The following is a 22,866-nucleotide window of genomic DNA, read 5'->3' as shown; positions in this document are numbered from 1 at the left end:
CCGGCCTCAACCGCGTGGAAGGCGTGCCGGTCGCCAGCCGGATCAAAGGCGCCGCACCACGCACTGCAACCACCCCGGCCCCGATGAAGAGCATCGGCAGGCGGGGTCGTCGTCGTTCCGGATAGGCATCCGGGCAGGCGGCAGGAGCAGCCATCATGGCAAAGAAGATCACGGGCTACGTGAAGCTTCAGGTTCCGGCGGGCGCGGCCAATCCGTCGCCGCCGATCGGTCCGGCGCTGGGTCAGCGCGGCCTCAACATCATGGAATTCTGCAAGGCCTTCAACGCGAAGACCGCGCAGATGGAAAAGGGCATGCCGATCCCGGTGATCATCACCGCGTATCAGGATCGCTCCTTCACCTTCGAAATGAAGCAGCCGCCGGTGTCCTACTGGCTGAAGAAGGCCGCTGGCCTCACCTCCGGCTCGAAGACTCCGGGCCGTGGCGGCAACGTCGGCAAGGTGACCGCTGCTCAGATCGGCGAGATCGCCGAGAAGAAGATGGCGGATCTCAACTGCGACACCGTCGAATCGGCTTCGGCCATGATCCGTGGCTCGGCCCGCTCGATGGGCCTGGAAGTCGTGGGCTGAGGGGGCTGACATGGCACATACCGGAAAGCGCGTCGTCAAGGGCCGTGAAGGCATTGACCGCACCAAGCTCTACCCGCTCGATCAGGCTGTCTCGTTCATTAAGGACCGGGCCAACGCCAAGTTCGACGAGACCGTCGAGATCGCGATGAATCTCGGCGTCGATCCGCGTCACGCCGACCAGATGGTCCGCGGCGTCTGCAATCTGCCGAACGGCTCGGGCCGCACGCTGCGCGTCGCCGTCTTCGCTCGTGGCGCCAAGGCTGACGAGGCCAAGGCCGCGGGTGCCGACATCGTCGGCGCCGAGGAGCTGGTCGAGTCCGTCCAGAAGGGCGAGATCAACTTCGATCGCTGCATCGCGACCCCGGACATGATGGGTCTCGTCGGCCGTCTCGGCAAGGTGCTCGGCCCGCGCGGCCTGATGCCGAACCCGCGCGTCGGCACCGTGACGATGGACGTCACCGCCGCCGTCGCCGCCTCGAAGGGTGGTTCGGTCGAGTTCCGCGTCGAGAAGGCCGGCATCATCCACGCCGCCGTCGGCAAGGCCTCGTTCTCGGCCGAGAAGCTCTCGGAGAACATCAAGGCTTTCGTCGACTCGGTCGCCAAGGCGAAGCCCGCCGGCGCCAAGGGCACCTATATCCAGCGCGTCGCGATCTCCTCGACCATGGGCCCGGGCGTCAAGGTCGAGCCGAACACTGTCGTCGGCGGCTGATCGATGCAGGGAAGAGCGGCCAGATCGCCGGCCGCTCACCCGCTCTTGATTTCGTGAAGTCAAGAGCCTACTTGGCAGAAGCAGGCGAAGGCGCTATGACGCTGCCTGTTTCCATGAGTGACGAGGCTCCGGCGTGCTTGGCACGAAGGGGTCCGTTTCGCGTTTTTCGGCGGTTTTCCGCTGAAGAAATGGGTGCTTCAGGTTCGGAAGAGCGATTTTTCGAGCGGGAATCACCCAGTCCTGTCTGAGACTGCAGGTGCTCCGGAGCTTCGGCCCCGGGCATAATTTCGCCAAGAGGCCTGCATAGACGGTGCAAGAGCTTAATCCCGGATCGCAGGATCCGGAGAAGACGGTTCGAACCATCTCGCCCGATCGCGGCCCTTTCGGGTTCGGGAGCGGGGACAGGGCACCAAGCGTCGCTTCGCGGGACGCCGGTGTCAACCGGGGTTCCAGGAAGCGACACGTGCAACCGGCGGCAAGCCCTCGAAAGCCTGCCGCCTACCGGAGAGAGCCCAGTGGATAAAACGGCAAAAAAAGATGCCGTCGCGTCGCTGAACGATGTGTTTGCGAACACGTCGGTCGTCGTCGTGGCCCACTATGCGGGCTTGACCGTGGCCCAGTTCCAGAAGCTTCGTCGCGAGATGAAGGCGAATGGCGCCACTGTTAAGGTCGCAAAGAACCGGCTGGCCAAGATCGCTCTTGAAGGCACCGACGTCGCGTCCATTAGCAATCTGCTGACGGGTCCCACCCTGATCGCTTATTCAAACGATCCGGTCGCGGCGCCGAAGGTCGCCACCGCTTTCGCCAAGGAGAACGACAAGCTCGTCATCCTGGGCGGCGCGATGGGCACGACCGCCCTGAACCCCGATGGTGTCAAGGCTCTGGCCACGATGCCCTCGCTCGACGAATTGCGCGCCAAGTTGGTCGGCCTCATCCAGGCCCCGGCCACGAAGCTTGCGCAGCTCTCGACTGCGCCGGCTGCGAAGCTCGCGCGGGTGTTCCAGGCATATGCCGACAAGGATGCGGCCTGAACGGCCTGCTGATCCCGATATCGTTCGAACCTCTTACACGTAGGAACCCAAAATGGCTGATCTTACCAAGCTCGTCGACGAGCTGTCGTCGCTCACCGTTCTCGAGGCCGCCGAGCTCGCGAAGCTCCTCGAAGAGAAGTGGGGCGTTTCCGCTGCCGCCGCCGTCGCGGTTGCCGCTGGCCCGGCCGCTGGTGGCGCTGCCGCCGCCGCTGTCGAAGAGCAGACCGAGTTCACCGTTGTCCTGGCCGCGGCCGGCGACAAGAAGATCGAGGTGATCAAGGAAGTCCGCGCCATCACCGGCCTGGGCCTCAAGGAAGCCAAGGATCTGGTCGAAGGCGCCCCGAAGCCGGTCAAGGAGTCGGTCGGCAAGGACGAGGCCGAGAAGCTCAAGAAGCAGCTCGAGGCCGTCGGCGCCAAGGTCGAGCTCAAGTGAGCTAGGGCCGGCTGATGCCGGTCCGACCGTAGTCACTATCGACAGTCCCGGGGCGGGCTACGCCTCCGGGGCTGTTGCGTCGTTTCCGCGCTAGTGCGCGGGAGTTGTTGTTGGAGCCTGTCGCAACCTTGCGACGTAGCTCCGATGGAAATGCAGGTCGGCGCGATGCAGCGCCGAACGGCTCACCCGGCGGCCTTGGGGCTGTCGCCACGGACCACCGGGTGAGCCGTCCGAAGAGATTGCGAGGAACAACATGGTCAATTCGCTCCAGGGTCGCAGGCGCGTCCGCAAGTTCTTCGGCAAACTCAAGGAAGTGGCGCAGATGCCGAACCTCATCGAGGTTCAGAAGGCGTCCTATGACCAGTTCCTGATGGTCGACGAACCCAAGGGCGGCCGGGCCGACGAGGGATTGCAGTCCGTCTTCAAGTCGGTCTTCCCGATCGGCGATTTTTCCGGCGCTTCGCTGCTGGAGTTCGTGAAGTACACCTTCGAGCCGCCGAAATACGACGTCGACGAGTGCCGCCAGCGCGGCATGACCTTCTCGGCGCCGCTCAAGGTGACGCTGCGCCTGATCGTGTTCGATATCGATCCCGACACCCAGGCGAAGTCCGTCAAGGACATCAAGGAGCAGGATGTCTACATGGGCGACATGCCGCTCATGACGGATAACGGCACCTTCATCGTCAACGGCACCGAGCGCGTCATCGTCTCGCAGATGCATCGTTCGCCGGGCGTGTTCTTTGATCACGACAAGGGCAAGACCCACTCCTCGGGCAAGCTGCTCTTCGCCGCGCGCATCATCCCGTATCGCGGTTCCTGGCTCGACATCGAGTTCGACGCCAAGGACATCGTCTACGCCCGCATCGACCGGAAGCGTAAGATCCCGGTCACCTCGCTGCTGTTCGCGCTCGGCATGGACGGCGAGGAGATCCTCAACCGCTTCTACAACCACATCACCTACACCAAGGACCCCAAGGGCTGGCGCGTTCCCTACGACGCGGAGCGCATGAAGGGCTTTAAGGCCAATGAGGACCTGATCGACGCCGAAACCGGCGAGGTCGTGGTCGAGGCCGGCAAGAAGCTCGTCGCCCGCACCGCCCGCCAGCTCGCCGAGAAGGGCCTGAAGTTCCTGCGCGCGCAGGACGAGGATCTCTATACGCAGTACATCGCCGAGGACCTGGTCAATCCGGCGTCGGGCGAAGTCTATGCCGAGGCCGGCGAGGAGATCACCGAGAAGCTGCTGAAGCAGCTGACCGATGACGGCTTCGACGAGATCCCGGTGCTCGACATCGACCACATCACGGTCGGCCCCTACATCCGCAACACGCTGAACGTCGACAAGAACTCGCGCCGCGAGGAAGCCCTGTTCGACATCTACCGCGTGATGCGTCCGGGCGAGCCGCCGACGCTCGAGACGGCTGAGAACATGTTCCAGTCGCTGTTCTTCGATCCGGAGCGCTACGACCTCTCGGCCGTCGGCCGCGTGAAGATGAACATGCGCCTCGACCTCGACGCCGAGGACACCGTGCGCATCCTGCGCAAGGAAGACATCTTCGCGGTCGTGAAGGCGCTGGTCGACCTGCGCGACGGCAAGGGCGAGATCGACGACATCGACCATCTCGGCAACCGCCGCGTCCGCTCGGTCGGCGAGCTGATGGAGAACCAGTACCGTCTGGGCCTGCTGCGCATGGAGCGCGCCATCAAGGAGCGCATGTCGTCGGTCGACATCGACACCGTGATGCCGCAGGACCTGATCAACGCCAAGCCGGCGGCTGCCGCCGTGCGCGAGTTCTTCGGTTCCTCGCAGCTCTCGCAGTTCATGGACCAGACGAACCCGCTCTCGGAAGTCACTCACAAGCGTCGCCTTTCGGCGCTTGGCCCGGGTGGTCTGACCCGCGAGCGCGCCGGCTTCGAGGTGCGCGACGTGCACCCGACGCATTACGGCCGCATCTGCCCGATCGAGACGCCGGAAGGCCCGAACATCGGCCTGATCAACTCGCTCGCCACCTTCGCGCGGGTGAACAAGTACGGCTTCATCGAGAGCCCGTATCGCCGCATCCGCGACGGCAAGGTCACGGACGAGGTGATCTATCTCTCGGCGATGGAAGAGGCGAAGTACAACGTCGCCCAGGCGAATGCTGCCGTCGACGCTGAAGGCCGCCTGACCGACGACCTGATCGTCTGCCGCCGCGCAGGCGAAGTCATCGTCACGCCGGTCGACAAGGTCGACTTCCAGGACGTGTCGCCGAAGCAGCTTGTCTCGGTCGCCGCGGCGCTGATCCCGTTCCTCGAGAACGACGACGCCAACCGTGCGCTGATGGGCTCGAACATGCAGCGCCAGGCGGTGCCGCTGGTTCGCGCCGACGCGCCCTTCGTCGGCACCGGCATGGAAGCGGTCGTCGCCCGCGACTCTGGCGCTGCCATCGCGGCCCGCCGCGGCGGCATCGTCGACCAGGTCGACGCGACCCGTATCGTCATCCGCGCTTCCGACGAGATGGACCCGACCAAGCCGGGCGTCGACATCTACCGTCTGCAGAAGTTCCAGCGCTCCAACCAGTCGACCTGCATCACGCAGCGCCCGCTGGTGCGCGTCGGCGACATCATCAAGAAGGGTGACATCGTCGCGGACGGCCCGTCGACCGAGTTCGGCGAGCTCGCGCTCGGCCGCAACGTGCTCGTCGCGTTCATGCCGTGGAATGGCTACAACTTCGAGGATTCAATCCTTCTCTCCGAGAACATCGTGTCCCAGGACGTCTTCACCTCGATCCATATCGAGGAGTTCGAGGTCATGGCCCGCGACACCAAGCTCGGCCCGGAGGAGATCACGCGCGACATTCCGAACGTTTCGGAAGAGGCGCTGAAGAACCTCGACGAAGCCGGCATCGTCTATATCGGCGCCGAAGTGGCGGCTGGCGACATCCTCGTCGGCAAGATCACGCCCAAGGGCGAGAGCCCGATGACGCCGGAAGAGAAGCTGCTGCGCGCGATCTTCGGCGAGAAGGCCTCGGACGTCCGCGACACCTCGCTGCGGGTTCCGCCCGGCGTGCAGGGCACGATCGTCGAGGTCCGCGTGTTCAACCGCCACGGCGTCGACAAGGACGAGCGCGCCCAGGCGATCGAGCGCGAGGAAATCGAGCGTCTCGCCAAGGACCGCGACGACGAGCAGGCGATCCTGGACCGCAACACCTTCGCGCGTCTGGCGGAGATCCTGACCGGGAAGACCGGCCTTGCCGGCCCGAAGGGCTTCAAGAAGGACACGGTCATCACCCGCGAGGTGATGAGCGAGTTCCCGCGTTCGCAGTGGTGGCTGTTCGCCACCGCCGAAGACTCGCTGATGACCGAGATCGAGGCGATGCGGAAGCAGTACGACGAGTCGAAGAAGCGCCTTGAGCAGCGCTTCCTCGACAAGGTCGAGAAGCTGCAGCGCGGCGACGAGCTGCCTCCGGGCGTGATGAAGATGGTCAAGGTCTTCGTCGCGGTGAAGCGCAAGATCCAGCCGGGCGACAAGATGGCCGGCCGTCACGGCAACAAGGGCGTGGTCTCGCGCATCGTGCCGGTGGAGGACATGCCGTTCCTCGAGGACGGCACCCATGCCGACATCGTGCTGAACCCGCTCGGCGTGCCCTCGCGCATGAACGTCGGCCAGATCCTGGAGACGCATCTGGGCTGGGCCGCTGCCGGCCTCGGCAAGCAGATCGGCAAGGCGCTCGACGCCTACAAGAAGTCGAACGACTTCAAGGCGCTGAAGGCTTCGTTCGATGCCGTCTACGAGGACAACGAGATCATCGCCTCGATGGACGAGAACGAACTCGTCGAGATGGGTCAGAACCTGCGCCGCGGCGTGCCGGTGGCGACACCGGTCTTCAACGGTGCGAAGGAAGCCGATATCGAGCGGCTTCTGGAGCAGGCCGGCCTGCACTCGTCGGGGCAGTCGACGCTCTATGACGGCCGCACCGGTGAGCCCTTCGACCGCAAGGTCACCATGGGCTACATCTACATGCTGAAGTTGCACCACCTCGTGGACGACAAGATCCACGCGCGTTCGATCGGTCCGTACTCGCTCGTCACCCAGCAGCCGCTGGGCGGCAAGGCGCAGTTCGGCGGCCAGCGCTTCGGCGAGATGGAGGTCTGGGCGCTCGAGGCCTATGGCGCCGCCTACACGTTGCAGGAGATGCTGACGGTGAAGTCGGACGACGTCGCGGGCCGCACCAAGGTCTACGAGTCGATCGTGCGCGGCGAGGACAACTTCGAAGCGGGCATCCCCGAGAGCTTCAACGTGCTCGTCAAGGAGATGCGTTCGCTCGGCCTCAACGTCGAGCTGATCAACAACAAGGTGAAGCCGGGCGAGTTGCCGCCCGCCGAAGCGGCCGAATAAGCCGCGACCGAGCCTTGAACATTGCCGGCGGCACTCACGCCGCCGGCCTTCGGAATTTACCAGCCGGGCAGGGCGGCCTTAGCCCCCGCCGGCGGAAGGAGACAGGCGATGAAGCAAGAGGTCATGAACCTTTTCGGCCAGCAGCCGGTGCAGCAGGCCTTCGACGCGATCAAGATCTCGATCGCGAGCCCGGAGAAGATCCTGTCCTGGTCCTATGGCGAGATCAAAAAGCCGGAGACCATCAACTACCGCACGTTCAAGCCTGAGCGTGACGGCCTGTTCTGCGCGCGCATCTTCGGGCCGATCAAGGACTATGAGTGCCTGTGCGGCAAGTACAAGCGCATGAAGTTCAAGGGCGTCATCTGCGAGAAGTGCGGCGTCGAAGTCACGCTCGCCCGCGTCCGGCGCGAGCGCATGGGCCATATCGAGCTGGCCGCCCCGGTCGCGCATATCTGGTTCCTGAAGTCGCTGCCCTCGCGCATCGGCCTGCTGATGGATATGCCGCTCAAGGATCTGGAGCGCATCCTCTACTTCGAAAGCTACGTCGTCATCGAGCCGGGCCTGACCCCGCTCAAGGACCGTCAGCTTCTGTCGGAGGAGGAGTACGTCCGCTGCCAGGAGGAGTACGGCGCGGACACCTTCACCGCCATGATCGGCGCGGAAGCCATCCGCGAGATGCTGCGCGCGCTCGACCTCGACCAGATCAACGCCGATCTCAAGCATGAGATCGCGACGACGACGTCGGAGCTGAAGCCCAAGAAGCTGATGAAGCGCCTCAAGATCATCGAGGCCTTCCAGGAGTCGGGCAACAAGCCGGAATGGATGGTGATGACCGTGATTCCGGTCATCCCGCCGGATCTGCGTCCGCTTGTGCCGCTCGACGGCGGACGCTTCGCGACCTCGGACCTGAACGACCTCTATCGCCGCGTCATCAACCGCAACAACCGCCTGAAGCGGCTGATCGAGCTGCGCGCGCCGGACATCATCATCCGCAACGAGAAGCGGATGCTGCAGGAGTCGGTCGACGCCCTGTTCGACAACGGCCGCCGCGGCCGCGTCATCACGGGTGCCAACAAGCGCCCGCTGAAGTCGCTCGCCGACATGCTGAAGGGCAAGCAGGGCCGCTTCCGCCAGAATCTGCTCGGCAAGCGCGTCGACTATTCCGGCCGCTCGGTCATCGTCGTCGGCCCGGAGATGAAGCTCCACCAGTGCGGCCTGCCGAAGAAGATGGCGCTCGAGCTGTTCAAGCCGTTCATCTATGCGCGCCTCGACGCCAAGGGCTACTCGACCACGGTCAAGCAGGCCAAGAAGCTCGTCGAGAAGGAGAAGCCGGAGGTCTGGGATATCCTGGACGAGGTCATCCGCGAGCATCCGGTGATGCTGAACCGCGCGCCGACACTGCACCGCCTGGGCATCCAGGCCTTCGAGCCCGTGCTGATCGAGGGCAAGGCGATCCAGCTGCATCCGCTGGTCTGCGCCGCCTTCAACGCGGACTTCGATGGCGACCAGATGGCCGTGCACGTCCCGCTGTCGCTCGAGGCGCAGCTCGAAGCGCGCGTGCTGATGATGTCGACCAACAACATCCTGCACCCGGCGAACGGCCAGCCGATCATCGTGCCGTCGCAGGACATCGTGCTCGGCCTCTACTACCTCTCGATCGTCTCGGACGGCGAGCCCGGCCAGGGCAAGGTCTTCGGTGATCTGGGCGAGCTCGAGCATGCGCTGCACGAGAAGGTCGTGACGCTGCATTCGAAGATCAGATACCGCTGGACCGGCACCGGCCAGGACGGCAAGCCGTATACCAAGATCTACGAGACCACGCCGGGCCGCGTGATCCTCTCGACCGCGCTGCCGGATCATCCGGCCGTGTCCTTCGACGTCGTCAACAAGCTGATGACGAAGAAGGAGATCTCCGGAATGATCGACGCCGTCTATCGCGGCTGCGGTCAGAAGGAATCGGTGATCTTCTGCGACCGCGTCATGGGGCTCGGCTTCAAGCACGCCTTCAAGGCCGGCATCTCCTTCGGCAAGGACGACATGGTCGTGCCGGAGAACAAGTGGCAGATCGTCGACACGACCCGCGCGCTCGCCAAGGACTACGAGCAGCAGTACCAGGACGGCCTGATCACGCAGGGCGAGAAGTACAACAAGGTCGTCGACGCCTGGGCGAAGTGCTCCGACAAGCTCGCCCAGGAGATGATGGCCCGCATCTCGACCGTCCAGAAGGACGAGACCGGCCGCGACAAGCAGATCAACTCGATCTACATGATGTCGCACTCGGGCGCCCGTGGTTCGCCGGCGCAGATGCGCCAGCTCGCCGCCATGCGCGGCCTGATGGCCAAGCCGTCGGGCGAGATCATCGAGTCGCCGATCATCTCGAACTTCAAGGAAGGCCTCGACGTTCTCGAGTACTTCAACTCGACCCACGGCGCCCGCAAGGGCCTCGCCGATACGGCGCTCAAGACGGCCAACTCCGGCTATCTGACCCGCCGTCTCGTCGACGTGGCGCAGGACGCGATCATCTCGGAGGTCGATTGCGGCTCCGAAAACGGCATCAAGATGCGCGCCATCGTCGATGCCGGCCAGGTCGTCGCCTCGCTCGGCGTGCGCATCCTGGGCCGCTCCGCGGCTGAGGACGTGACCGACATCGATGGCAACGTTCTCGTGCCGAAGGGCACGATGATCGAGGAGAGCCATATCGAGAAGATCAACGCCGCCGGCGTCCAGGAGGTGAAGATCCGCTCGGTTCTCACCTGCGCGACCAAGAACGGCGTCTGCGCCACCTGCTATGGGCGCGATCTGGCCCGTGGCACGCCCGTCAACATGGGCGAGGCCGTCGGCGTCATCGCGGCGCAGTCGATCGGCGAGCCGGGTACGCAGCTCACCATGCGCACCTTCCACATCGGCGGCGCAGCCACCATCGCAGACCAGTCCTTCGTCGAGTCGAATTTCGAAGGCACGGTCAAGATGCGCAACCGCAACGTCGCGCGGAACTCGGACGGCGACCTCATCGCCATGGCGCGCAACATCGCCATCGTGATCGTCGGCCCGGACGGCGCCGAGCGCGCCGTGCACCGCGTCCAGTTCGGCTCGAAGCTGCGAGTCGACGAGGGCGACAAGGTCAAGCGCGGCCAGCGTCTGATCGAGTGGGATCCCTATTCCCGCCCGATCCTGGCCGAGGTGGACGGCAAGGTCGGCTACGAGGATCTCGTGGACGGCATGTCGATGACCGAGACAACCGACGAGGCGACCGGCATCTCGAAGCGCGTCGTGATCGACTGGCGCGGCTCGGCCCGTACGGCCGACCTCAAGCCCGCGATGACGATCACGGGCACGGACGGCAAGATCGCGAAGCTCGCCCGTGGTGGCGATGCCCGCTACATCCTGCCCGTCGACGGCATCATCTCGGTGGAGCCGGGCCACTCGATCAAGGCCGGCGACGTGCTGGCGCGTGTCTCGACCGACTCGGCCAAAACCCGCGACATCACCGGCGGTCTGCCGCGCGTCGCGGAACTCTTCGAGGCGCGTCGTCCGAAGGATGCGGCGATCATCGCGGAGAAGTCGGGCGTCATCGGCTTCGGCAAGGACTACAAGAACAAGCGTCGCGTGACGCTGACGCCGCATGACGGTTCCGACGGGGTCGAGTACCTGATCCCGAAGGGCAAGCACATCCATCTCCAGGACGGTGACGTCGTGGAGGTCGGCGACTACATCCTCGACGGCAACCCGGCCCCGCACGACATCCTGGCGATCAAGGGCGTCGAGGAGCTGGCGGCTTATCTGGTGAACGAGATCCAGGAGGTCTATCGCCTCCAGGGCGTCGGCATCAACGACAAGCACATCGAGGTCATCGTCCGGCAGATGCTGCAGAAGGTCGAGATCACGGAGTCCGGAGACAGCGATATCCTGACCGGCGACCAGATCGACCGTATCGAGCTGGAAGAGGTCAACACGAAGCTGCGCGAGGAGGGCAAGAAGCCGGCTTCCGGCGTGCCGGTCCTGCTCGGCATCACCAAGGCCTCGCTGCAGACCCGCTCGTTCATCTCGGCTGCGTCGTTCCAGGAGACCACCCGCGTCCTCACCGAGGCGGCGGTCAACGGCAAGTCCGACATGCTCGAAGGTCTCAAGGAGAACGTCATCGTCGGCTCGCTCATCCCGGCCGGCACCGGCGCCCAGGTCGCCCGCATCAAGCAGGTGGCCACGCGTCGCGACGATCTCATCGTCGGCCAGAAGGCCGATGCGGCGGCGAAGGCCGCTGCCCAGGCTGCAGCGGTGCTTCCGGCGGCAGAGTAAGCCCCGGCCGCTACCGAACGTCGGTAATCATCGGAAAGGCCGCCCCTCCCGGGCGGCCTTTTTGTTTCGTGGAAGGGCAGGCAAGGGCCGAACTGGTCCGAACCCCACGAAAGCCCGGCCTTTTCGGCCGTTTCGGGGTTGACGCGAATCTTTCCTTGAGTCATAAGCGCGCCACTGTCGACGGCTGTCGGACACGTTTGTCGCTTGCGCTGAAGTTCGCAAGCGAGTTTCGCGACCGAAACTCCGTCGGAATTCCAGCGTCGAATGACGACATGGCAAGATGCATGAATGCGGGATCCGTCCTGTGTTCCTCTGCTGGCGAACGCGCCTGAGGCCCCGAGAAGGGCGCCGATGGCGCGGCTTCGTTTATGCCGTGGCTTTGTTCAGTCTGGGAAAATCGAATTTCCAAACGCTCAGTGGGGCGAGAGGCCAGAATGCCGACAATCAGCCAGCTCATCCGCAAGCCGCGGTCGCCCGTGAAGGCGCGTAACACCGCTCCGGCGCTCGAGTCTTGCCCGCAGAAGCGCGGCGTCTGCACGCGCGTCTATACGACGACCCCGAAGAAGCCGAACTCGGCGCTCCGCAAGGTCGCCAAGGTTCGCCTGACCAACGGCTTCGAGGTGATCGGCTACATTCCGGGTGAAGGCCACAACCTTCAGGAGCACTCTGTCGTCATGATCCGTGGCGGCCGCGTGAAGGACCTTCCCGGCGTGCGCTATCACATCCTGCGCGGCGTGCTCGACACGCAGGGCGTCAAGAACCGCAAGCAGCGCCGTTCGAAGTACGGCGCCAAGCGTCCCAAGTAATTTCGGCCCGATCGGCCGGGCGACGAGCCCAGGCCGATCCGCCGCGTTGAAGATTTGACCGGAGACTAGACGATGTCCCGCCGCCACAGTGCCGAAAAGCGCGAAGTTATCCCGGACCCGAAGTTCGGTGATATCGTCGTCACGAAGTTCATGAACTCCGTGATGTACGAAGGTAAGAAGTCGACCGCCGAGCGGATCGTCTACGGTGCCTTCGACATCATCGAGGCCAAGACCAAGAGCGAGCCGCTCGGTGTCTTCAAGTCGGCGCTTGAGAACGTCGCTCCGGCGATCGAGGTCCGTTCCCGCCGCGTCGGCGGCGCGACCTATCAGGTTCCGGTCGAGGTTCGCACCGAGCGCCGTCAGGCGCTGGCGATCCGCTGGCTGATCACGGCTGCTCGCGGCCGTAACGATAAGACCATGGTGGAGCGCCTGTCGGCCGAGCTGATGGACGCCGCCAACAACCGCGGCAATGCCGTCAAGAAGCGCGAAGACACGCACCGGATGGCGGAAGCCAACCGCGCCTTCTCGCACTACCGCTGGTAAGCGGCGCGGTTTCCTGAGAGACAGAGCACGATCATGGCCCGTTCCCATCCCATCGACCGTTATCGCAACTTCGGCATCATGGCCCACATTGATGCGGGCAAGACGACGACGACCGAGCGTATCCTTTTCTACACCGGCAAGTCGCATAAGATCGGCGAAGTCCATGACGGCGCTGCGACCATGGACTGGATGACGCAGGAGCAGGAGCGTGGCATCACGATCACCTCCGCTGCGACGACCTGCCTGTGGCGCGACCATCGCCTGAACATCATCGACACCCCCGGCCACGTCGATTTCACGATCGAAGTCGAGCGTTCGCTGCGTGTGCTCGACGGCGCCGTCTGCGTTCTCGACGGCAACCAGGGCGTCGAGCCCCAGACCGAGACCGTCTGGCGTCAGGCCGACAAGTACGACGTGCCGCGCGTCGTGTTCGTCAACAAGATGGACAAGATCGGCGCCGATTTCTATCGCTGCGTCCAGGACATCATCGACCGCGTCGCCGGAAAGCCCGTCTGCCTGCAGATTCCGATCGGTTCGGAGTCGAACTTCGCCGGCGTCATCGACCTCATCAAGATGAAGGCGATCGTCTGGAACGGCGAGGCGCTGGGTGCGTCCTTCGAAGAGAAGGATATCCCTGCCGATCTGCTCGACAAGGCCACTGAGTATCGTGGCAAGCTCATCGAGGCCGCCGTCGACATGGACGACGCCGCGATGGAAGCTTACCTCGACGGCACCGAGCCGGACGCCGATACCCTGCGCCGCCTGGTGCGTACGGCCGTCCAGCGCCGCGCGTTCCACCCTGTCCTCTGTGGCTCGGCCTTCAAGAACAAGGGCGTGCAGCCCCTGCTCGATGCCGTCGTCGACTTCCTGCCGTCGCCGGTCGATCGCGGCGCGGTCGAAGGCATCGACTTCAAGACCGAAGAGCCGACCACCCGCAATCCGACGGACGAAGATCCGTTCGCGATGCTCGCCTTCAAGATCATGGACGACCCCTTCGTCGGCACGATCACCTTCTGCCGTATCTATTCGGGCAAGGTCGAAGCCGGCCAGGGCGTCATCAACTCGACCCGCGACAAGAAGGAGCGCGTCGGTCGCATGCTCCTGATGCATGCGAACAACCGTGAGGACATCAAGGAGGCTTATGCCGGCGACATCGTCGCCCTGGCCGGCCTCAAGGACGTCCGCACCGGCGACACGCTCTGCGATCCCGCCCACGCGGTCATCCTGGAGCGCATGGAGTTCCCCGAGCCGGTCATCACGATCGCGATCGAGCCGAAGTCCAAGGCCGACCAGGAGAAGCTGGGCCTCGCCCTGTCGAAGCTCGCGAACGAGGATCCGTCCTTCCGCGTGTCGACCGACCAGGAGAGCGGCCAGACCATCCTGAAGGGCATGGGCGAGCTCCATCTCGACATCAAGGTCGACATCCTGAAGCGCACCTACAAGGTCGATGCCAACATCGGCGCGCCGCAGGTTGCCTATCGCGAGACGCTGACCAAGAAGGCCGAGATCGACTACACCCACAAGAAGCAGACCGGCGGCACGGGCCAGTTCGCCCGCGTCAAGCTCGTCATCGAGCCGAACGAGACCGGCAAGGGCTTCGAGTTCGAGTCGAAGGTCGTCGGCGGCTCGGTGCCGAAGGAGTATATCCCCGGCGTCGAGAAGGGCCTGAACTCGGTCATCGGCTCGGGCGTTCTTGCCGGCTTCCCGGTGGTGGACGTCAAGGTCACGCTGATCGACGGCGCCTTCCACGAGGTCGACTCGTCGGCTCTCGCCTTCGAAATCGCATCCCGTGCGGCGCTGCGCGAAGGTCTGCAGAAGGGCGGCTCCGTGCTGCTCGAGCCGATCATGAAGGTCGAAGTCGTGACCCCGGAAGACTATACCGGCTCGGTCATCGGCGACCTGAACTCGCGTCGTGGCCAGATCCAGGGCCAGGACATGCGCGGCAACGCCGTCGTGATCAACGCGATGGTGCCGCTGGCGAACATGTTCGGCTACGTCAACCAGCTGCGTTCGTTCTCGCAAGGTCGCGCGAACTACACGATGCAGTTCGACCATTATGAGCAGGTGCCGTCGGCAGTCGCCGCCGAGGTCCAGGCCAAGTACGCCTGAACCCGCACCGAACCGACTGAACGTTTGAACAAGATCTGACGGAGGCTACGATGGCCAAAGAGAAATTCGCTCGTACGAAGCCGCACTGCAACATTGGCACGATTGGTCACGTCGACCATGGCAAGACGTCTTTGACGGCTGCGATCACGAAGGTGCTGGCCGAGACCGGCGGTGCGTCGTTCACGGCGTATGACCAGATCGACAAGGCGCCTGAGGAGAAGGCCCGCGGCATCACGATCTCGACGGCGCACGTCGAGTACGAGACCCCGGCTCGCCACTATGCGCATGTCGACTGCCCCGGCCACGCCGACTATGTGAAGAACATGATCACGGGCGCGGCGCAGATGGACGGCGCGATCCTGGTCGTGTCGGCGGCCGACGGCCCGATGCCGCAGACCCGCGAGCACATCCTGCTGGCGCGCCAGGTCGGCGTTCCCGCGCTGGTGGTGTTCATGAACAAGGTCGACCTGGTCGACGACGCCGAACTGCTCGAGCTGGTGGAGATGGAGATCCGCGAGCTCCTGTCGAAGTACGACTTCCCGGGCGACGACATCCCGATCACCAAGGGCTCGGCCAAGGCGGCTCTGGACAACGTCACGCCGGAGATCGGCCATGACGCGGTGCTGGCGCTGATGAAGACGGTCGACGACTACATCCCGCAGCCTGAGCGTCCGATCGACCAGCCGTTCCTGATGCCGGTCGAGGACGTGTTCTCGATCTCGGGCCGCGGCACGGTGGTGACCGGCCGCGTCGAGCGCGGCATCGTCAAGGTCGGCGAGGAAATCGAGATCGTCGGTCTGAAGGACACGGTCAAGACGACGGTGACGGGCGTCGAGATGTTCCGCAAGCTGCTGGACCAGGGCCAGGCTGGCGACAACATCGGCGCGCTGCTGCGCGGCACGAAGCGCGAGGACGTCGAGCGCGGCCAGGTGCTGTGCAAGCCGGGCTCGGTGAAGCCGCACACGAAGTTCAAGGCCGAGGCCTACATCCTGACGAAGGAAGAGGGTGGCCGTCACACGCCGTTCTTCACCAACTACCGCCCGCAGTTCTACTTCCGCACGACGGACGTGACCGGCGTGGTGACGCTGCCCGAGGGCACGGAGATGGTGATGCCGGGCGACAACATCTCGATGGAGGTGACCCTGATCGCCCCGATCGCGATGGAAGAGAAGCTGCGCTTCGCCATCCGCGAAGGCGGACGTACCGTCGGCGCCGGCGTCGTCGCCAGCATCATCGCGTAACGCGTTTGCGTGAGGGCGAAGGCCCTGCAGGGGCTTTCGCCTTTTCACGTCACGGAGAAATAAGACCATGAACGGTCAGAACATTCGGATCCGCCTCAAGGCGTTCGACCACCGCATCCTCGACGCGTCCACGCGCGAGATCGTGTCGACCGCGAAGCGGACGGGCGCTCAGGTCCGCGGGCCGATTCCGCTGCCCACGCTCATCGAGAAGTTCACCGTCAACCGCTCGCCGCACATCGACAAGAAGTCGCGCGAGCAGTTTGAGATGCGGACCCACAAGCGGGTTCTCGACATCGTCGACCCGACCCCGCAGACGGTCGACGCCCTCATGAAGCTCGATCTCGCCGCCGGCGTCGACGTCGAAATCAAGCTCTGATCCGATTTGAACGGGTCCTCTGTTTCCGGTTCCGCCGGATGGACATGACCCCAAGGGAAGGTATGCACCGATGCGTTCCGGTGTGATTGCACAGAAAGTCGGGATGACCCGCATCTTCACCGATGCCGGCGAACATATCCCGGTCACCGTGCTGAAGCTCGACAGCTGCCAGGTTGTCGCGCATCGCACGAAAGAGAAGAACGGCTACGTGGCCGTGCAGCTGGGCTCCGGCACGGCGAAGGTGAAGAATGTCTCGAAGGCGGAGCGCGGTCATTTCGCGGTCGCCACGGTCGAGCCGAAGCGCAAGGTGGTCGAGTTCCGCGTCAGCGATGACGCCCTGATCCCCGTCGGCGCCGAGCTGACCGCGGACCACTTCGTCGTCGGCCAGTTCGTCGACGTCTCCGGCACCACCACCGGCAAGGGTTTCGCCGGCGGTATGAAGCGCTGGAACTTCGGCGGTCTGCGCGCCACGCACGGCGTCTCGGTCTCGCACCGTTCGATCGGTTCGACCGGCGGCCGCCAAGATCCGGGCAAGACCTTCAAGAACAAGAAGATGCCGGGCCATCTCGGCGCCGAGCGCGTCACCACGCAGAACCTGCGCGTCGTCCAGACGGATGCCGAGCGTGGTCTGATCCTCGTCGAGGGCGCCGTTCCCGGCGTTGCCGGCGGCTGGATCCATGTCCGCGACGCCATCAAGCGCGCCCTGCCGAAGGATGCGCCGCTGCCGGGCAAGTTCAAGGTTTCCGGCGAGGCCAAGGCGGACGAGGCTCCTGCGGCCCAGGCTGAGGAGAACGCGTGATGAAGTTCGATATCACCACTCTCGAGGGCAAGTCGGCCGGTTCGGTCGAGCTGTCGGATGAGGTGTTCGGCCTCGAGCCGCGCGCCGATCTGCTCGCCCGCATGGTCCGCTATCAGCTTGCCAAGCGCCGCGCCGGGACTCACAAGTCCAAGGGCCGCTCGGAAGTCGATCGCACCCGCAAGAAGATCTACAAGCAGAAGGGCACCGGCGGCGCTCGCCACGGCGCGGCTTCGGCTCCGCAGTTCCGCGGCGGCGGCAAGGCCTTCGGCCCCGTGCTGCGCGACCACACTCACGATCTTCCCAAGAAGGTCCGTGCGCTCGCCCTGCGCCATGCGCTCTCGGCCAAGGCCAAGGACGCCGGCATCATCGTCATCGACGACGTGAAGCTCGACGAGCCGAAGACCAAGGTGCTACTCGGCCATTTCGGCAAGCTCGACCTGTCGAGCGCGCTGATCGTCGGCGGCGCCGAGATCGATACCAACTTCGGCCTGGCTGCCCGCTCGATCCCGAATGTCGACGTGCTGCCGGTCCAGGGCATCAACGTCTATGACATCCTGCGTCGCGACAAGCTCGTCCTGACGCGCGCGGCTGTCGATGCGCTGGAGGCGCGCTTCAAATGAGCCAGTCCAAGAATCTGGACCCGCGCCACTACGATGTGATCGTGGCGCCGGTCATCACCGAGAAGGCGACGATGCTCTCCGAGCACAACAAGGTCGTCTTCAAGGTTGCGCGCACCGCGACCAAGCCGCAGATCAAGGCGGCGATCGAGAAGCTCTTCGACGTCAAGGTCAAGAGCGTCAACACGATCGTCACCGAAGGCAAGGTCAAGGTCTTCCGTGGCCGCCTCGGCCAGCGCTCGGACGTCAAGAAGGCCGTTGTGACCCTCGAAGAGGGCCACTCGATCGACGTGACCACGGGCCTCTGAGGGAAGGATCGCCATCATGGCTTTGAAACACTTCAAGCCGATCACGCCGAGCCTTCGCCAGCTCGTGATCGTCGACCGCAGCGAGCTCTACAAGGGCAAGCCGGTCAAGGTGCTGACCGAGGGCAAGAGCTCCTCGGGCGGCCGTAACAACCTCGGCCGCATCACCGTCCGCTTCCGCGGCGGTGGCCACAAGCGCACGCTTCGCCTCGTCGACTTCAAGCGTCGCGGCAAGGACGGCATCCCGGCGACCGTCGAGCGGCTCGAGTACGATCCGAACCGCACGGCCTTCATCGCCCTGATCAAGTATCAGGACGGCGAACAGGCCTACATCCTGGCGCCGCAGCGCCTGGCTGTCGGCGACACGGTCATCTCGGGTGAGTCGGTCGACGTGAAGCCCGGCAACGCGGCTCCGATGGGCTCGCTGCCGATCGGCACGATCGTCCACAACGTCGAGCTCAAGATCGGCAAGGGCGGCGCTTTGGCCCGTTCGGCCGGCAACTACGCTCAGATCGTCGGTCGCGACCAGGGCTACGTCATCGTTCGCCTGAACTCCGGCGAGCAGCGCCTGATCTCGGGCCAGTGCTACGCCACGGTCGGCGCCGTCTCGAACCCGGATCACATGAACCGGAACGACGGCAAGGCCGGTCGCTCTCGCTGGCTCGGCCGCCGTCCGCATAACCGCGGCGTCTCGATGAACCCGGTCGACCATCCGCACGGCGGTGGTGAAGGCCGGACCTCGGGCGGCCGTCACCCGGTTACGCCCTGGGGTCTGCCGACCAAGGGCAAGAAGACCCGCTCGAACAAGCGGACCGATACGTTCATCGTGTCGAGCCGTCACGCCCGCAAGAAGAAGAACTGAGGTCCGTCATGGCGCGTTCGCTTTGGAAAGGTCCGTTTGTCGACGGATACCTCCTGAAGAAGGCCGAGGTCGCCAGGACCTCGGGCCGCAATGAAGTTATCAAGATCTGGAGCCGACGCTCCACGATCCTGCCGCAGTTCGTCGGTCTGACGTTCGGCGTTTACAACGGCCAGAAGCATGTGCCGGTGTCCGTGTCCGAGGAGATGGTGGGCCACAAGTTCGGCGAGTTCTCGCCGACGCGCACCTTCCACGGCCACGCTGCCGACAAGAAGGCGAAGAGGAAGTAAGCCATGGGTAAAGCATCAGCCCCCCGTGCGCTGCCGGACAACGAAGCGATTGCGATTGCCCGCAACCTTCGCGTCTCGCCGCAGAAGCTGAACCTCGTCGCTCAGCTGATCCGTGGCAAGAAGGTCGCGACGGCTCTCGCCGATCTCGAGTTCTCGCGCAAGCGCATCGCGAACGACGTTCGCAAGTGCCTGCAGAGCGCGATCGCCAACGCCGAGAACAATCATGATCTCGACGTCGACGATCTCGTCGTTGCCCAGGCCTTCGTCGGCAAGGCGCTCGTGATGAAGCGCTTCCACGCCCGCGCCCGCGGCCGTGGCGCCCGTATCATGAAGCCGTTCTCGAACATCACGATCGTGGTGCGCGAGCAGGCTGCGCAGGCCTGAGGAGAGAACGATGGGTCAGAAAATCAATCCGATCGGCCTTCGCCTCGGCATCAATCGCACCTGGGATTCGCGCTGGTTCGCGAGCAAGGGCGAGTACGGCAAGCTGCTGCATGAGGACATGGCCATCCGCGCCGCCCTCATGAAGCTGCTGAAGCAGGCCGCCGTCTCGAAGATCATCATCGAGCGTCCGCACAAGAAGTGCCGCGTCACCATCCACTCGGCGCGTCCGGGCGTGGTGATCGGCAAGAAGGGTGCAGACATCGAGAAGCTCCGCAAGGAAGTCTCGAAGCTCACCAAGGCCGATGTCACGATCAACATCGTCGAGGTGCGCAAGCCCGAGATCGACGCCACGCTGGTTGCCGACTCGATCGCGCAGCAGCTCGAGCGCCGCGTCGCCTTCCGTCGCGCCATGAAGCGCGCCGTGCAGTCGGCGATGCGTCTGGGCGCCGAGGGCATCCGCATCAACTGCTCGGGCCGTCTCGGCGGCGCCGAGATCGCCCGCCTCGAATGGTACCGTGAGGGCCGCGTGCCGCTGCATACGCTGCGCGCCGACGTCGACTACGGCGTCGCCACCGCTTTCACGACCTACGGGACGTGCGGCATCAAGGTCTGGATCTTCAAGGGCGAGATCCTGGAACACGACCCGATGGCCCAGGACAAGCGCCTCTCCGACGAGGGCGGCCGTTCCGGCGGCCGTGACCGCGATCACCGCGATCGCGATCGTCGCGAGCAGGCTGCGTAAGGCTGATCGAGAAGAGCCATGCTGCAACCAAAACGCACCAAGTTCCGCAAGCAGTTCAAGGGACGCATCCACGGCGTCGCCAAGGGCGGCACGGACCTCAACTTCGGCCAGTTCGGCCTGAAGGCCCAGGAGCCCGAGCGCGTCACCGCCCGGCAGATCGAGGCGGCCCGCCGCGCGATCACCCGTGCCATGAAGCGCGTCGGCCGTGTCTGGATCCGCGTCTTCCCGGACGTGCCGGTTTCCAAGAAGCCGACCGAAGTCCGCATGGGTAAGGGCAAGGGTTCGCCCGAGTTCTGGGCGGCCAAGGTCAAGCCGGGCCGGATCATGTTCGAGCTCGACGGCGTGTCCGAGGAGATCGCCCGCGAGGCGCTCCGTCTCGGCGCCGCCAAGCTGCCGATCAAGACCCGCTTCATCCAGCGCATCGCCGAGTAAGGGAGGGCGACATGAAAAGCACACAGCGTCTTTCCGACCTGAAGTCGATGAGCACGGATCAGCTCCATGACGAGCTGCTCAAGCTGAAGAAGGAGCAGTTCAACCTGCGCTTCCAGAAGGCTACGGGCCAGCTCGAGAACTCCGCGCGCGTCACCGAGCTGCGCAAGGACATCGCCCGCATCAAGACGCTGCAACGGTCGAAGGCCGTTGCGGCCAGCGCGTGAGGAGAGAATAATGCCTAAGCGCGTACTGCAGGGCGTCGTCGTCAGCGACAAGCAGAACAAAACTGTTGTCGTGAAGGTCGAGCGGCGTTATACGCACCCGCTCCTCAAGAAGACGGTTCGCCGCACGAAGAACTATCACGCCCACAACGAGGCGGGTTCGTTCAAGATCGGCGACACGGTGTGGATCGAGGAGTCCAAGCCGATTTCCAAGCTGAAAAGCTGGGTTGTGCTCGACAGCGCCCCCAAGGCGTGAGGCGAGACCGCTTTGCCCGGCCCCGAATCAGGGGCGGGCAGGGCGCCCGTAGGAAGCCGGACATGTTTCTCCGCAAAGGTGGAAACCACTTTTGCGGATCACGTTTTGTTTTGAGGCCAGGGGGCGATCGACCCCCGTCAGTCGTAGTCCCGGGCAGCGCTGAGGCGGTCCGGGAAACCGCCTGATACACAGATTGGAAGGATCAAGGCCATGATCCAGGTGCAGACGAATCTCGACGTCGCCGACAATTCCGGCGCGCGTCGTGTGATGTGCATCAAGGTTCTGGGCGGATCGAAGCGCAAGTACGCCGGTGTCGGCGACATCATCGTCGTTTCGATCAAGGAAGCCATTCCGCGCGGTCGCGTGAAGAAGGGCGACGTCATGAAGGCGGTCGTCGTTCGCACCGCCAAGGACGTCAAGCGCGCAGACGGTTCGGTGATCCGCTTCGACCGCAATGCGGCGGTGCTGATCAACAACCAGAAGGAGCCGGTCGGCACGCGTATCTTCGGACCGGTTCCGCGCGAGCTGCGCGCCAAGAACCACATGAAGATCATCTCGCTGGCGCCGGAGGTGCTGTGATGGCTGCGAAGATCAAGAAGGGCGACAAGGTCGTCGTGCTCGCAGGCCGCGACAAGGGCAAGTCGGGCGAAGTGCTGCAGGTCCTGCCGAAGGATGCCCGCGCCGTCGTGCGTGGTGTCAACCTCGTCAAGCGCCACACCAAGCAGTCGCAGACGTCCGAGGGTGGCATCATCTCGAAAGAGGCCACCATCGACCTGTCGAACATCGCCGTGGCCGATCCGAAGGACGGCAAGCCGACCCGCGTTGGTTTCAAGGTGCTCGATGACGGCCGCAAGGTTCGTTTCGCCAAGCGTTCGGGGGATCTGATCGATGGCTGAGGCTCAGCAGGCGGCTCTCTCGCCGCGCATGAAGAAGCATTACGAGGACGTCGTTCGTCCCGCGATGATCGCCGAATTCGGCTACAAGAACGTCATGGAAGTGCCGACGATCGAGAAGATCGTCATCAACATGGGCGTTGGCGAAGCGACGGCCGACCGCAAGAAGGTCGACAACGCCGCCGGCGATCTCGCCATGATTGCCGGCCAGAGGCCGGTCATCACGAAGTCCCGCCTCGCCATCGCCGGCTTCAAGCTGCGCGAGAACATGGCGGTGGGCTGCAAGGTCACGCTGCGCAAGACCAAGATGTTCGAGTTCGTCGACCGGCTCGTCACCATCGCCTTGCCGCGCGTGCGCGACTTCCGGGGCCTGAACCCGAAGTCGTTCGACGGGCGCGGCAACTTCGCGCTCGGGATCAAGGAGCACATCGTGTTTCCGGAGATCAACTACGACAAGGTCGACCAGGTCTGGGGCATGGACGTGATCGTCTGCACGACTGCGAAGTCGGACGACGAGGCGCGCGCCTTGCTCAAGCACTTCAACTTCCCGTTCCGGCAGTGAACC

General features: G+C 64.4%; 24 protein-coding genes. All 24 read left to right on the top strand.

Going from position 1 to position 22,866, the window contains the following annotated elements; genetic code table 11:
• Positions 1-155 precede the first annotated feature (155 nt).
• Positions 156-587, top strand: coding sequence for a 50S ribosomal protein L11 (gene rplK / locus NWE53_RS07925; protein WP_265053792.1), 432 nt, complete (start codon positions 156-158; stop codon positions 585-587).
• A gap of 10 nt (positions 588-597) precedes the next feature.
• A complete protein-coding gene (gene rplA, locus NWE53_RS07920; protein ID WP_265053791.1) occupies positions 598-1,296 on the top strand; it encodes a 50S ribosomal protein L1 in 699 nt (232 codons plus the stop codon).
• 515 nt (positions 1,297-1,811) lie between these two features.
• On the top strand, positions 1,812-2,327 hold the full coding sequence (gene rplJ, locus NWE53_RS07915; protein WP_265053790.1) for a 50S ribosomal protein L10: 516 nt from the start codon (positions 1,812-1,814) through the stop codon (positions 2,325-2,327).
• Between the two features lie 52 nt (positions 2,328-2,379).
• Positions 2,380-2,760 carry a 50S ribosomal protein L7/L12 gene (gene rplL, locus NWE53_RS07910; RefSeq protein ID WP_265053789.1) on the top strand — a complete coding sequence of 127 codons (381 nt, stop codon included), beginning with the start codon at positions 2,380-2,382 and terminating at the stop codon, positions 2,758-2,760.
• 253 nt (positions 2,761-3,013) lie between these two features.
• Positions 3,014-7,135 carry a DNA-directed RNA polymerase subunit beta gene (gene rpoB / locus NWE53_RS07905; protein ID WP_265053788.1) on the top strand — a complete coding sequence of 1,374 codons (4,122 nt, stop codon included), beginning with the start codon at positions 3,014-3,016 and terminating at the stop codon, positions 7,133-7,135.
• A gap of 108 nt (positions 7,136-7,243) precedes the next feature.
• Positions 7,244-11,428 carry a DNA-directed RNA polymerase subunit beta' gene (rpoC, locus tag NWE53_RS07900; protein ID WP_265053787.1) on the top strand — a complete coding sequence of 1,395 codons (4,185 nt, stop codon included), beginning with the start codon at positions 7,244-7,246 and terminating at the stop codon, positions 11,426-11,428.
• Between the two features lie 434 nt (positions 11,429-11,862).
• On the top strand, positions 11,863-12,234 hold the full coding sequence (gene rpsL, locus NWE53_RS07895) for a 30S ribosomal protein S12 (RefSeq protein WP_038358286.1): 372 nt from the start codon (positions 11,863-11,865) through the stop codon (positions 12,232-12,234).
• 72 nt (positions 12,235-12,306) lie between these two features.
• Positions 12,307-12,777: a 30S ribosomal protein S7 gene (gene rpsG / locus NWE53_RS07890; protein ID WP_061966717.1), complete on the top strand. Its 471-nt coding sequence runs from the start codon at positions 12,307-12,309 to the stop codon at positions 12,775-12,777.
• 33 nt (positions 12,778-12,810) lie between these two features.
• Entirely contained in the window at positions 12,811-14,886 is a 2,076-nt protein-coding gene (gene fusA, locus NWE53_RS07885) for an elongation factor G (RefSeq protein ID WP_265053786.1), read from the top strand.
• A gap of 50 nt (positions 14,887-14,936) precedes the next feature.
• Positions 14,937-16,127, top strand: a complete 1,191-nt coding sequence (gene tuf, locus NWE53_RS07880; RefSeq protein ID WP_265053785.1) for an elongation factor Tu — start codon at positions 14,937-14,939, stop codon at positions 16,125-16,127.
• A gap of 67 nt (positions 16,128-16,194) precedes the next feature.
• A complete protein-coding gene (rpsJ, locus tag NWE53_RS07875; protein ID WP_043237115.1) occupies positions 16,195-16,503 on the top strand; it encodes a 30S ribosomal protein S10 in 309 nt (102 codons plus the stop codon).
• Positions 16,504-16,573: 70 nt separating this feature from the next.
• On the top strand, positions 16,574-17,302 hold the full coding sequence (rplC, locus tag NWE53_RS07870; RefSeq protein WP_265053784.1) for a 50S ribosomal protein L3: 729 nt from the start codon (positions 16,574-16,576) through the stop codon (positions 17,300-17,302).
• On the top strand, positions 17,302-17,922 hold the full coding sequence (gene rplD / locus NWE53_RS07865; protein WP_265053783.1) for a 50S ribosomal protein L4: 621 nt from the start codon (positions 17,302-17,304) through the stop codon (positions 17,920-17,922). The genes rplC and rplD overlap by 1 nt, the downstream gene beginning before the upstream one ends.
• The gene (locus tag NWE53_RS07860; RefSeq protein WP_265053782.1) at positions 17,919-18,227 is read left to right on the top strand and encodes a 50S ribosomal protein L23; all 309 of its coding nucleotides are present in this window, start codon (positions 17,919-17,921) and stop codon (positions 18,225-18,227) included. The genes rplD and NWE53_RS07860 overlap by 4 nt, the downstream gene beginning before the upstream one ends.
• Before the next feature lie 16 nt (positions 18,228-18,243).
• Entirely contained in the window at positions 18,244-19,086 is an 843-nt protein-coding gene (gene rplB, locus NWE53_RS07855) for a 50S ribosomal protein L2 (RefSeq protein WP_265053781.1), read from the top strand.
• Positions 19,087-19,094: 8 nt separating this feature from the next.
• The gene (gene rpsS, locus NWE53_RS07850) at positions 19,095-19,373 is read left to right on the top strand and encodes a 30S ribosomal protein S19 (RefSeq protein WP_055730182.1); all 279 of its coding nucleotides are present in this window, start codon (positions 19,095-19,097) and stop codon (positions 19,371-19,373) included.
• A gap of 3 nt (positions 19,374-19,376) precedes the next feature.
• Complete coding sequence (gene rplV / locus NWE53_RS07845; RefSeq protein ID WP_265053780.1) at positions 19,377-19,757, top strand: 50S ribosomal protein L22; 381 nt, start codon at positions 19,377-19,379, stop codon at positions 19,755-19,757.
• A 10-nt stretch (positions 19,758-19,767) separates the two neighbouring features.
• Positions 19,768-20,499: a 30S ribosomal protein S3 gene (rpsC, locus tag NWE53_RS07840; RefSeq protein ID WP_265053779.1), complete on the top strand. Its 732-nt coding sequence runs from the start codon at positions 19,768-19,770 to the stop codon at positions 20,497-20,499.
• Positions 20,500-20,517: 18 nt separating this feature from the next.
• Positions 20,518-20,931: a 50S ribosomal protein L16 gene (gene rplP / locus NWE53_RS07835; protein ID WP_089175048.1), complete on the top strand. Its 414-nt coding sequence runs from the start codon at positions 20,518-20,520 to the stop codon at positions 20,929-20,931.
• Positions 20,932-20,942: 11 nt separating this feature from the next.
• A complete protein-coding gene (gene rpmC / locus NWE53_RS07830) occupies positions 20,943-21,155 on the top strand; it encodes a 50S ribosomal protein L29 (protein WP_265053778.1) in 213 nt (70 codons plus the stop codon).
• A gap of 10 nt (positions 21,156-21,165) precedes the next feature.
• A complete protein-coding gene (gene rpsQ / locus NWE53_RS07825; RefSeq protein ID WP_265053777.1) occupies positions 21,166-21,408 on the top strand; it encodes a 30S ribosomal protein S17 in 243 nt (80 codons plus the stop codon).
• Positions 21,409-21,618: 210 nt separating this feature from the next.
• Positions 21,619-21,987, top strand: coding sequence for a 50S ribosomal protein L14 (gene rplN / locus NWE53_RS07820; protein WP_055730187.1), 369 nt, complete (start codon positions 21,619-21,621; stop codon positions 21,985-21,987).
• The gene (rplX, locus tag NWE53_RS07815) at positions 21,987-22,304 is read left to right on the top strand and encodes a 50S ribosomal protein L24 (protein WP_149128657.1); all 318 of its coding nucleotides are present in this window, start codon (positions 21,987-21,989) and stop codon (positions 22,302-22,304) included. Before rplN ends, rplX begins: the two co-directional genes overlap by 1 nt.
• On the top strand, positions 22,297-22,863 hold the full coding sequence (rplE, locus tag NWE53_RS07810) for a 50S ribosomal protein L5 (RefSeq protein ID WP_265053776.1): 567 nt from the start codon (positions 22,297-22,299) through the stop codon (positions 22,861-22,863). Before rplX ends, rplE begins: the two co-directional genes overlap by 8 nt.
• Positions 22,864-22,866 lie beyond the last annotated feature (3 nt).

Origin of the sequence: Bosea sp. NBC_00550 (assembly GCF_026020075.1) — a bacterium.
GTDB lineage: Bacteria > Pseudomonadota > Alphaproteobacteria > Rhizobiales > Beijerinckiaceae > Allobosea.
The sequence above is the reverse complement of the archived record's forward strand: the minus strand, read 5'-3'. Positions and strand labels throughout refer to the sequence as shown.

Bases quoted from the DNA above. Each gene is read 5' to 3' on its own strand.
- rplK (WP_265053792.1), top strand. From the start codon at position 156: ATGGCAAAGAAGATCACGGGCTACGTGAAGCTTCAGGTTCCGGCGGGC.
- rplA (WP_265053791.1), top strand. From the start codon at position 598: ATGGCACATACCGGAAAGCGCGTCGTCAAGGGCCGTGAAGGCATTGAC.
- rplL (WP_265053789.1), top strand. From the start codon at position 2,380: ATGGCTGATCTTACCAAGCTCGTCGACGAGCTGTCGTCGCTCACCGTT.
- rpoB (WP_265053788.1), top strand. From the start codon at position 3,014: ATGGTCAATTCGCTCCAGGGTCGCAGGCGCGTCCGCAAGTTCTTCGGC.
- rpoC (WP_265053787.1), top strand. From the start codon at position 7,244: ATGAAGCAAGAGGTCATGAACCTTTTCGGCCAGCAGCCGGTGCAGCAG.
- rpsL (WP_038358286.1), top strand. From the start codon at position 11,863: ATGCCGACAATCAGCCAGCTCATCCGCAAGCCGCGGTCGCCCGTGAAG.
- rpsG (WP_061966717.1), top strand. From the start codon at position 12,307: ATGTCCCGCCGCCACAGTGCCGAAAAGCGCGAAGTTATCCCGGACCCG.
- fusA (WP_265053786.1), top strand. From the start codon at position 12,811: ATGGCCCGTTCCCATCCCATCGACCGTTATCGCAACTTCGGCATCATG.
- tuf (WP_265053785.1), top strand. From the start codon at position 14,937: ATGGCCAAAGAGAAATTCGCTCGTACGAAGCCGCACTGCAACATTGGC.
- rpsJ (WP_043237115.1), top strand. From the start codon at position 16,195: ATGAACGGTCAGAACATTCGGATCCGCCTCAAGGCGTTCGACCACCGC.
- rplC (WP_265053784.1), top strand. From the start codon at position 16,574: ATGCGTTCCGGTGTGATTGCACAGAAAGTCGGGATGACCCGCATCTTC.
- rplD (WP_265053783.1), top strand. From the start codon at position 17,302: ATGAAGTTCGATATCACCACTCTCGAGGGCAAGTCGGCCGGTTCGGTC.
- NWE53_RS07860 (WP_265053782.1), top strand. From the start codon at position 17,919: ATGAGCCAGTCCAAGAATCTGGACCCGCGCCACTACGATGTGATCGTG.
- rplB (WP_265053781.1), top strand. From the start codon at position 18,244: ATGGCTTTGAAACACTTCAAGCCGATCACGCCGAGCCTTCGCCAGCTC.
- rpsS (WP_055730182.1), top strand. From the start codon at position 19,095: ATGGCGCGTTCGCTTTGGAAAGGTCCGTTTGTCGACGGATACCTCCTG.
- rplV (WP_265053780.1), top strand. From the start codon at position 19,377: ATGGGTAAAGCATCAGCCCCCCGTGCGCTGCCGGACAACGAAGCGATT.
- rpsC (WP_265053779.1), top strand. From the start codon at position 19,768: ATGGGTCAGAAAATCAATCCGATCGGCCTTCGCCTCGGCATCAATCGC.
- rplP (WP_089175048.1), top strand. From the start codon at position 20,518: ATGCTGCAACCAAAACGCACCAAGTTCCGCAAGCAGTTCAAGGGACGC.
- rpmC (WP_265053778.1), top strand. From the start codon at position 20,943: ATGAAAAGCACACAGCGTCTTTCCGACCTGAAGTCGATGAGCACGGAT.
- rpsQ (WP_265053777.1), top strand. From the start codon at position 21,166: ATGCCTAAGCGCGTACTGCAGGGCGTCGTCGTCAGCGACAAGCAGAAC.
- rplN (WP_055730187.1), top strand. From the start codon at position 21,619: ATGATCCAGGTGCAGACGAATCTCGACGTCGCCGACAATTCCGGCGCG.
- rplX (WP_149128657.1), top strand. From the start codon at position 21,987: ATGGCTGCGAAGATCAAGAAGGGCGACAAGGTCGTCGTGCTCGCAGGC.
- rplE (WP_265053776.1), top strand. From the start codon at position 22,297: ATGGCTGAGGCTCAGCAGGCGGCTCTCTCGCCGCGCATGAAGAAGCAT.